Below are 9666 nucleotides of genomic sequence, written 5' to 3' on the forward strand. Positions count from 1 at the left end.
GGGGGGGGGGGGGGCGCCACCCGCGCGCCCCGCGCCCACCGGGCCCCCCCGCCGGGGGCCACCCCGGGCCCCCGGGCCCGCCCGCCGGGGGGGGGGGGCGGGGGGGGGGCCGGCCTGCAAGACCTACTCCACCCTCACCGGCATGACGAACAGTGCCGCGCCCGAACCGATCAAGATCCGGGTCGACGGGGGCGGCATCAGCAATCAGGACGGAAACCACCGCCTGGGCGCGGCCACCAAGTTGGGCCACGCCTACGCCCCCCGCAAGATCGTCTGAACGCCAATTCCTCTGCCGCCTCTACTCGTGGGCCGCGAACCTCAGTTCGCTCCGGCGTCAGCCTTCGCGATCAGCTCCGGCAGCTGGGCGAGCGAGTCGATCCGGAAGGCCTCGCGGTAGTCGCGCCCCTCGGCGATCACCGCCCCGAACTGTGCCACGAAGGTATGCCGAGGCACGCCCAGCCAATCCGCCCAGGTGCCGTACTCCCGGGTCTCGTCCACCAGGCACTCGCCGACATCGAACACCACCGCGCGAATCATGCCGACAGCCTAGCTAAGCCATCAGCCCGGGCTCGGCCGGCTGACGACGGGTGTGGCCCCTGGGGACATCGGATGGTGCCCTGGCGTACCTTCCGCTGGCGGTGCGGGGTCGAACAGACTGGGAGGGACTGTCGCCGATCCCTCGAAGGGGCCTTTCCTGTGCGTGCCCATGACCCCGGCAGTGCGCTTGCCGCCGACCGACGACCGGGCCGTAGCAGTCGGCCGATGACTCCTGTGCGGCGCCCGTCCGGTGCCAGGGTCGTGACGCCCACGGCGCTCACCGCCATGCAGCGGGCCGTGGGCAATGCCGCGGTGAGCCGGATGCTGGAGCAGGAGCAGCACGAGCACGCCGCGGCCGACGTGCAGCGCTCCGCCGTCCACGAGGTGCTGAGGAGCCCCGGCACGCCGATGGCCGACGGGATCCGGGCCGAGATGGAGACGCGGCTGGGCGCGGACTTCTCCGATGTCCGGCTGCACACGGGGGCGACCGCCCGGGAGTCGGCGGCCGGGATCGGCGCCCGCGCGTACACCTCGGGCAGCCACATCGTGCTCGGCTCCGGAGGGGGCGACAAGCACACGCTCGCGCACGAGTTGACCCACGTCATCCAGCAGCGCAGCGGCCCCGTCGCGGGCACCGACAACGGGAGCGGGCTGCGGGTCAGCGACCCCTCGGACCGTTTCGAGCGCGAGGCCGAGGCGAACGCCTCCCGGGTGCTGTCCCGGCCGCTCGCCCGGGAGTCCGCAGCGGAACACGCGGCCCACGCGCACGGCGCGCAGGCCGGCGAGCCCTCGGTGCAGCGGCGCCCCACGGCGAAGCCCGCCGAGGAGGAGGGCGAGCACACCCACGTCGACGCCGACTATCCGGGCCTGCGGCTCATCCTGGACCAGAAGCTGACCGACGAGCACTACGAGAAGATCTACCAGCTGGCGGGCACCGAGGATCGTGTGATCTTCGACGAGGACGGCAGCTACGGGTACATCAAGGCCGACGACGACCTGGAGACCTACTACAAGCTCGTCAACATGGAGATCGGCCCCGAGCAGGCCCAGGCGGACCTGAGCGGCCACGTCAACCGGCAGCGGGACTCCAGCTACCACGTCCGGGCCGGCGCCGGGACCTTCGAGGGCGCGCAGATCGACCAGTTGCAGGACTTCGCCGCGCAGGGCGTGCGTCCCGGCCAACTGGTCGAGGTGAGCGTCGCGTTGCTGCAGCAGGCCAGCGGTCGTGCGCAGACGGTGGCGGGCGGGCTCGACGAGAAGCGGCTCAGCGCCGCCGTCACCGGCATGAAGAACAGCGCCGCGCTCGAACCGATCAAGATCCAGGTCAGCGCGGGCGGCATCAGCATCCAGGACGGGAACCACCGCCTGGGCGCGGCCGTTCAGCTGGGCTCCGCGTACGCGCCCTGCAAGATCGTCTGACCGCCCGTTCCGCTGCCGACCTCGCTGGTGATCCCGGCGAGGTCGGCAGCGGCGGTGCCTCAGTGGCGGTGCCTCAGTGGCGGTGGTGGTTGTCGGGTTGGGCCGGGTCGCCGGGGTGCTCCAATCCCTCGACGAGGGTGAGGCGTCGGGCGCGCTCGTGGTCGAGCCAGCGGACGAAGGCGGCTCGGCGGTCGGCTTCGGTGAGGTCGGCGGTGGGGTCGCGGTCCTCCGAGGTGGTGTGGACGGAGCGGAGCGCGGCCGTCCAGGGGCCGGCGGTGACCCAGGTGCCGGCCGGAGCCTCGCGGAGGGCTTCGGCGAGGGCGGTCGGGAGGGTGTCGGGGTCGGCGTCGAGGTCCCCGTCGGGCAGGGCGAGGTGCCAGACGGTCGACGGCGGGCGGGCGGTCAGGGTGCGGTAGTGGGCGATGTCGTCCGCGGAGGGTTCGACGTCGGCGGTGACCGCCGCGTAGACGGCCCGGACGGCCGCGCTGCCCTCGTAGGCGGCGGCGGTGATGGAGCCGAGTTCGACGGCGGCCTGCTGGTCCAGGCGGGCCGGGCCGGCGGCCCGTACGGGCAGGTCGCGCTCGGTGGCGACCGTCTCGCACAGCGCCTCGGTCAGCAGCACCTGGGCGACCCAGCGGGTGAGCTGGCGGTCCTCCGAACTGCCGGGCTGGGGCAGCGCGGTGGAGCGCGCGCCGGTGCGGAGGGCGGCGAGGCGGTGGTCGAGGGCGGCGCGCGGGAGGGGCTTTCCGTCGAGCAGGCCGAGGGTCACGCCTCCACCTCCAGGGCGACGGTCGGGGCGTACTGGCAGCGGCCGAACCACATGACCTTGGCCAGCGCCCAGTACGCGCCGGGGTCGGTGGACTCGGGGGCGGCGATCTCGAAGTCCACGGTCGAGGACGATCCGGCCGGGACGGTGAAGCCGCGGACCGGGTCGGCGATGGCCTCCCAGGTGCCCCAGGGGGAGACGAGTTGGAGTTCGCCGCGGATCTCGCCGCGGGTGCGGTTGGTGAGGGTGAGGCCGAGGGTGGTGCGGCCGCCCGGGGTGACCCGCAGGGCCTCCTCGGAGACGGCGACGTCCAGGCCGGTGTCGCGGCCGGTGGTGGCCTTGGTGCCCTGGGCGATCGTCCAGTCCTCGGGGGTGTCGCCGGGGACGGGCAGCAGGTCGGGGAGGTCGCCGACGGCGATGGTCACGACGTCCTCGATCTCCTGGCCGTCGTGCACGATCCGGACGGCGGCGAAGTGCAGGCCGGGCAGCGCTTCGGCGGGCGGGGTGAGGGTGACCGGGAAGCGCAGGTGGCCGCCGGGCTCCAGCCGGTAGGGGCGGCTGCCGAGGCTGGTCCGCCAGCCCTCGGGCGGCAGGACGACGGCCGTGCCCTCGACCGCCGCGTCGCGCAGCTGCGAGGACAGGGCGACGGAGAGTTCGACCGCCTCGCCGTCCGTCCGCAGCAGGCCGGGCGAGGCGCCGACGGAGACCGGCAGGTAGCCGAGCGGCGCCGGGCCCCGGTTGTGCAGCCAGTAGCGGGCGTGGACGGGCTGCGCGGGTTCGGCGACCGGGCCGAGGACCGGGCCGCCGGGTTCGGCGGAGACGCCGGGGGCGGCGAGCAGGGTGGCGATCTGCGAGCCGGCCAGGTCGACGCGATCGACGGCCTCGCCGAGGGGGCGTTCCAGCAGGTCGGCGGGCCGCAGGTGGCTCAGCCCGAGTGCGCCGCCGAGTTCCGCCGTGCGCCCGAAACCGGTCGACTCGACCAGCCGGACGGCGAGTTCGCGCCCGACCGCCGCCGCCGATCCGTGCGCGATGGGGTTGCCGGCGGGCTTGAGCGCGCCGAGCAGGACTTCGCGCTGCGGTTCGATCCGCAGCCAGGACAGGGTGGCCGGCAGCGGACCGTCCTGCGGCGGCGCGATCCGGGCGTGGAGCGGGTGGTTGAACTCCTGTCCCTGGGCGGGCAGGGTCTGGCTCCGCCAGTCGCCCGGGCCGCCGACCAGTGCGTAACTGAACTCGTGTGTCCAGTGCTGGAGTTGGAAGGAGGCGCCGTCGGGCAGGGTGCGCCGGGGCGGGTCGATCCAGACACCGGAGGGCCAGCCGGTGCAGGAGCGCATCAGCGAGAGGTGCAGGGCTCCGGTGCTGTCGACCGCGAAGCCGGGCAGGCCGAAGCTGAGCAACGCGACGGTGTGGTCGGCGAGTTGGTCCACGACCTCGGACGGGCAGACGGCGCTGATCCGGGCGTCGGCGAGGTCGGCGACCAGCGCGGCGGCGTCCGTGACGACCAGCGCGGGCAGTGCCCGCAGGTCCCGCAGGTCGGCGCCGGGCTGCCAGACCTCGGCGAGCGGGGTGAGCGCGGGCACCCAGACCGCGCCATGCGTCTTGAGGACGCTCGCGTACTCCTCGCCGGCCCTCTCGATCAACTCCCGCGCGGCGTCGTTCTCTTCCGGCCCGCCGAGGACGATCCGGAAGTCGGGCAGGTTGGAGTCGACGTCCAGCCAGCCGTACCGGGCCCAGTCGGCGCCGGAGGTGGTGGCGGTGACGCCGACCCGGGCGAGGGCGACCACCAGCGGGCGGGCGTCGGCGGCGTCGTCCAGGCTCGGCACGACCACCTCGGCGACGCCCAACGCCCGCTCCCCCAGCGGCGATCCGGCCGGATCGGACAGCACGGCGCGCGCGGTGGCGCCGAGGCCGAACCAGGTGTTGGCCGGGTTGTCCAAGGTCCACGGCGCCTCGGCGGAGTCGACGTCCGGCAGGGCGAAACCGCGCCCGACGACGGCGCCGGCGACCTCGCTGACCGGCAGCGCGCCGGGCAGGTCGACGGGGAAGCGCAGCCGCAGCAGCCGGTCGGCGCCGGAGTAGTCGACAACCCGGGTGCGGCAGTCGACCCGGTCGAGGCCGCGCCACAGGGTGACGGTCTGCTCGTAGCGGATCCCGTCGACGGTGCCGCCGATCACCAGCCGCTCGCCGAGCGGGCCGGTCTCGCGGCGCACGTCGGCCGGGGCCGTGCCGGAGCCGCGCACCGGCCCGCTGGGCACCAGGTGCCAGGGGCCCTCGCCGAAGTCGGGGTGCTGCGGGTACTCCTCGTAGACCCGCAGTTCGTTGCCGATCCGGCCGCCCTGGATCAACTCCCGGTCGTGCAAGAGGTCGTGGACGGAGGACAGGCCGCCGCCACGGACGGGGTCGGCGCTCACCCGGTAGCGGTCGTTGGTGATCACCACGCCCTCGGCCGCCGTCCAGGGCTGCGCCGCCGGGCCCTCCACCAGCCGCCAGGTGCGCCAGCCGAGCGCGGGGACGTCGGCGGCGAGGAAGCGCAGGGCCCCCCGGTCGACGGTGCTCGGCACGGGCTCGCCCCGGTCGTCGAGCACTCGTACCGCCCCGGTCTGCGGGGGCAGTTGGACGACGACCAGGTCGGTCCGGTCGAAGGAGAGCGTGTTGGTGACGACCACGGCCGACCCCGCGCCGGCGGTGGGGCCGACGTCGGCGGTGGAGATCCGCGCGGTCAGCGCGTCCAGCGCCTCGTCCCGGACGGCGGCCGCGAGGTCGTGCGCCTCGCGCCAGCCGCCGAGCAGGTCCAGGTAGACCTGGTCGGACTCGGAGCCGGTGATGGCGTCGTGGTGGGCGCCGTAGGCGAGTTGGCGCCAGACCTTGTCGAGGGCGGCGGTGGGGTACTGCCCCAGGCCGTGGACGGCGGCGAGGGTGGCGAGCTTCTCGGCGTCGGCGGCGGCGACCTCGCCGGCCCGCTGGGCCTGCTTGGTGTCGATGTACGAGACGTCCTTGCCGGTGTAGACCGGGTTCATGTCGCGGGTCTGCGGGCTGGGCCGGCGGCCGGTGACGGCGAGTTCGGCCCGGACGGCGTCGAGGAAGTCGCGCGGGGTGGCGCAGACGAAGCGCGGCCAGAGGTACTTGGCCGCCCAGGAGCGGTGGATCTCGGTGACCCACTTGTTGGGCGGGGTGTAGTCGGTGCCGACGGGCAGCAGCAGGTTCCTGGTCGCACCGACGGGCTTGAGCTTGCGGTACAGCTCGTAGACGGCCTGTTCGGCGGTGGCGAGGTCCGGGGAGGAGTCCATCCACCAGCCGGCCGAGTAGTGGTGCGGCATGTAGTGGGTGAGCACGCCCTCGCCGGAGGGGGCGATCCACTCGAACTCGCTCGGGAACTGCATCACCCGGGCGTCGTCCTTGGCCTCGCGGAAGTTCTTCTGGATCGGACCCCACTGGTGGAAGGGGCCGCGGGCCCAGGCGCTGCCGGTGAGGCCGGCCGCGGCGAGGTGGCCGGGGAACTGCGGGTCGTGCCCGAACACGTCGAGCTGCCAGGCGGTCTGCGGGTCGCCGCCGAGGATGTCGCGCTGGTAGCCGATGCCGTAGACGAGGTTGCGGATGGTGGTCTCGGCGCCGGTGAGGTTGGTGTTGGGCTCGTTGTAGGTGCCGCCGACGAGTTCGACCTGGCCGCGCTCCAGCAGCGTGCGCAGGGTCTCCCGGCGCTCGGGGTGCTGGTCGAAGTACGGCTTGAGGTAGTCGACTTCGGCGAGGACGAACTTGTACACCGGGTCCCGCAGCGCGAGGTCCATGTGCGCGTCGACGAGCGCGAAGCCGTTGCGCTCCCAGAGCGGCCGGGTGGTGGCGTCGGCGGAGAGCAGTTCCCAGGGGGAGGTGTAGGCGGCCTGGGTGTTCCACCAGACCGGGTCGTAGTGGAAGTGCGAGACCAGGAACATCGTCCAGCCGGGTTCGGCGACCTCCACCAGGGCGTCCACGGAGGCCCCCTCCGCCTCGACGGTGACGGGGAGTTGCGTGCCCGGCTCGGGGGCGCCGGTGAGTTCCAGCGGGACTTCGACCAGCCCCGTGCCGGTCGCCTCGCCGCGCACGCCCGGACCGCTGACGGTGATCCGGGCGGCCGGGCCGTCGAGGGTGACCCGCAGCAGTTGGCGCGGGGCTTCCTCGGGACCGGTGAAGAGGTCGGTGTTCTCGACGGCGGTGATGGTGACCGGCACGGGGAGGGTCCTTTCGGTGCAGGTACGGGGGCCGGGCGCTGGGCCGGGCGCGGAATTGACTGCCGCGCCCGGCGGGAGTTGCTGACGTGCCCGGTTACTGGCCCCAGGCCTCGAACTCGTAGATCCGGGCGGCCGGGTCGGTGTTCTGGGTGGGCTTGGTGACGACCAGCCGGACGTGGCGGGCGGTGGTGGTCACCGGGTGGGTGGTGGTGCCCGCGGTGTTGCCGGTGACGTCGGCGACCGTCGTCCAGGGGTCGGTGGTGTTCGAGCGGACCTGGATCGAGAAGTCGCGGGTGTTGAAGGCCGCGCTCTCGCCGCCCGCACCCGCGTGCTTGACCACGAACTTCGACAGCTGCTTGGCCGAACCGAGGTCCACCTCGAGCCACTTGGAGCTGTTCAGGCTGCACCACTTGTCGCCGGTGCCGCCGGTGACGCTGCCGTTGACGGCCTTGGCCGGGCCTTCGTTCGCGTTGCACTGGCCGGAGGCGGTGGCCGGGCGGTTCAGCGCCAGGTTCCCGCCGGTCGCGGGCGGCGTGCCCGTCCAGCCGACGCTGGTGGAGGCGGCGGTGGAGCGACCGTAGGTGGTGGAGACGGCCTCGACGTCGAGGGTGGTGGCGTCCTCGGTGCCGGCCCGGTCGAGCCGCCCGACGTAGTACGCGTCGTTGGGGGTCGCGCCGAGGAAGGTCCGGCTGCCGTCGGCGTTGCGCCGGTACACCTCGTAGTGGTGGACGTCGCCGCCGGGCGCGGCCGTCCAGGAGAGCCGCAGCGACTGGCTGGAGCCCGCCGTCACGTCGCTCGCGCCGAGGACGGTGAGGCCGCTGGGCGCCGCGGGGGCGCCCACGTCGCCGTCGTGGACGGAGATCTGGCCGATCCGCACGTCGTAGGCGGGGTCGGAGCCGTCGGCCCGGAGGGCGAGCTGGGCGATGGTGCGGCCGGCGTACGGGGCGAGGTCGAGGGTGTGCCGCTCCCAGCCGGTACCGGAGTTGGCGCCGACGTCGATCGTGGTGAAGCTGTTCGGCGCGTCGGCGAAGGAGACCGCGGCCTTGAGCTTGGTGGGCCCGGCGGCCGGGGCCTTGACCACCAGGTCCAGCTTGGTGTTCGCGGCGACGGGCAGTTTGGTCTCGTACAGCCGCACGGTGTTGGCGGCGTCCAGGGTGCCGGTGAGGCGCAGCGAGGAGCCGCCCTGGTAGGCGTCGGTGAAGTCGACGGACGGGGTGAGCTTGCTGCCGCTGGAGTCGACCATCCACCGGTAGGTCGGCGGGACGTCCTGGAGGGACAGGTTGTTCCAGCCGCCGGTGGCGACCCGGGTGCCGGCGGAGTTGTAGAAGTCCCCCTGCCCGGTGTTGAAGTTGGTGACGAAGGGCTTGGCGGTGATCGGCGAGGACTCGGCGACGTAGCCGGCCAGGCCGGGCCAGCTGTCGGAGGGGTTGGCCTTGGACGGGTCGTTGTCGGCGCCGACCCAGTAGCGGGCGTCCTTGGCATAGAAGTCGGCCCGGTCGGTGGCGGACTTCCAGGTCCATTCGGGCCGGTAGAGGCCGAGCGAGGTGGTGTGCGGCTGGCCGGTCGGGAAGAGGGACTTCCAGTCGACGCCGGTGTTGTAGCCGTTGGCCTCGGTGTCGATGCCGGAGTAGAGGTCGTACTCGCTGCGGCCGAGTTGCCGGGCCAGCGCGCGGGAGGAGTTCAGGCCGCCGGAGCTCCAGTTGAAGTTCAGGAACATCGAGTCCGAGGTGCGCTTCGAACCGTCCTGGAGGAACGGGGAGTTGGCGGAGGTGAGGGCGTTCTGCCAGTTGACCGAGCCGGAGGTGGTCATGGCGTCGTACCACATGAACTCGGTGCCGCTCTTGGCCTTGCTGTACTGCATGAGGTTGCGCACCTCGGTGGCGAGGGCCGAATCGCCGCCGCCGGTCTCCTGGTTGATGAACCAGCCGTCGAAGCCGTAGTACTGGGCGGCCTGGGCGAGCTTGTCGGCGACGGGGTAGCTGTTGCCGGACTTCTGGACGAAGTCGCGGAGCCACTGGAGCTGGCCGCCGTAGGCGGCGGGCGGGAAGAAGACGGTGCCGTAGACCTTGACGCCGTTGCGGTGGGCGGCGTCGATGACGGTCGGGTTGGGGGCGAGGATCAGGCCCTCGCCGGCCGAGCCGCCCCAGAAGACCAGCTTGTCGACGTACTGCCAGTAGCCGAAGGCGTAGTAGTTGGGGTCGGCGGAGCCCTGGGAGGGGTTGTTGGAGGTGGGCCCGAAGGAGACCAGGGAGGCGATCTTCCCCTCGCCGGTGCGGGCGTTGGGGTTGGCCTTGAGGGCGGGGTCGCTGGTGCGCGGCTGGAGCGGCACGCGGGAGCGGTTGAAGCGGGCGTCCGGGTCGGTGGCCGGGTCCCAGTTGAGGATGGTGGAGGGGTACCAGTACGAGGCGTAGGGCTGGGTGCCGGGGGTGCCGGCGGCCGGGGCGGCGGGCGTCTGTGGCCCGGCGTGGGCGGCGGGGGCGGCGCCCAGCACGGCGGCCGCGAGGGCGGCGCTGAGCAGCAGGGGTATCCGTCGTGACATGCGGTGGCTCCGATCGAGCGGAGGTGGGTGGGGGCGGGCCGTCGGCGTGGACGGGCCGGGTGCATGTGGGCGTGGCGGTGCGCGAGGACGCGGGGTGACCGTGTCGCGGCTGCGGCCGGCCGCAGCCGCGACGCGGCGGGCCCGCCGGGGGTGCGGGCCGGCGGCTGTGTCTTATAAACAAAAGAAGCAGCCGACGAAACTAT

At 73.3% G+C, this 9666-nt stretch carries 5 protein-coding genes and 1 pseudogene; 2 read left to right on the forward strand and 4 right to left on the reverse strand.

Features of this window, described 5'->3' with window-relative positions:
- Positions 1–142 precede the first annotated feature (142 nt).
- Positions 143–277 carry a hypothetical protein gene (locus ACFVTF_RS10985; protein WP_387811999.1) on the forward strand — a complete coding sequence of 45 codons (135 nt, stop codon included), beginning with the start codon at positions 143–145 and terminating at the stop codon, positions 275–277.
- A 101-nt stretch (positions 278–378) separates the two neighbouring features.
- Here the strand turns inward: ACFVTF_RS10985 and ACFVTF_RS10990 are convergent.
- Positions 379–537: pseudogene (locus ACFVTF_RS10990) on the reverse strand (haloacid dehalogenase); the annotation flags it as partial.
- A gap of 225 nt (positions 538–762) precedes the next feature.
- Here ACFVTF_RS10990 and ACFVTF_RS10995 point away from each other — a divergent pair.
- On the forward strand, positions 763–1956 hold the full coding sequence (locus ACFVTF_RS10995) for a DUF4157 domain-containing protein (protein WP_387812002.1): 1194 nt from the start codon (positions 763–765) through the stop codon (positions 1954–1956).
- A 73-nt stretch (positions 1957–2029) separates the two neighbouring features.
- Here the strand turns inward: ACFVTF_RS10995 and ACFVTF_RS11000 are convergent, their stop codons facing one another.
- The 3 genes from ACFVTF_RS11000 to ACFVTF_RS11010 all read right to left on the reverse strand — a co-directional run bounded on the left by ACFVTF_RS11000 (position 2030) and on the right by ACFVTF_RS11010 (position 9463).
- Positions 2030–2725, reverse strand: coding sequence for a hypothetical protein (locus tag ACFVTF_RS11000; protein WP_387812005.1), 696 nt, complete (start codon positions 2723–2725; stop codon positions 2030–2032).
- Positions 2722–6924 (reverse strand): NEW3 domain-containing protein, encoded by a 4203-nt coding sequence (locus ACFVTF_RS11005; RefSeq protein WP_387812008.1) that lies wholly within the window; start codon positions 6922–6924, stop codon positions 2722–2724. Before ACFVTF_RS11005 ends, ACFVTF_RS11000 begins: the two co-directional genes overlap by 4 nt.
- 94 nt (positions 6925–7018) lie before the next feature.
- Positions 7019–9463, reverse strand: coding sequence for a discoidin domain-containing protein (locus ACFVTF_RS11010; protein ID WP_387812011.1), 2445 nt, complete (start codon positions 9461–9463; stop codon positions 7019–7021).
- Positions 9464–9666: the final 203 nt, after the last annotated feature.

The organism is Kitasatospora sp. NPDC057940 (assembly GCF_042887425.1).
In the GTDB taxonomy this organism is placed as follows: Bacteria; Actinomycetota; Actinomycetes; order Streptomycetales; family Streptomycetaceae; genus Kitasatospora.

Coding starts and splice junctions, on each gene's coding strand:
- ACFVTF_RS10985 (WP_387811999.1), top strand. CDS start 143: ATGACGAACAGTGCCGCGCCCGAACCGATCAAGATCCGGGTCGACGGG.
- ACFVTF_RS10995 (WP_387812002.1), top strand. CDS start 763: ATGACTCCTGTGCGGCGCCCGTCCGGTGCCAGGGTCGTGACGCCCACG.
- ACFVTF_RS11010 (WP_387812011.1), bottom strand. CDS start 9,463: ATGTCACGACGGATACCCCTGCTGCTCAGCGCCGCCCTCGCGGCCGCC.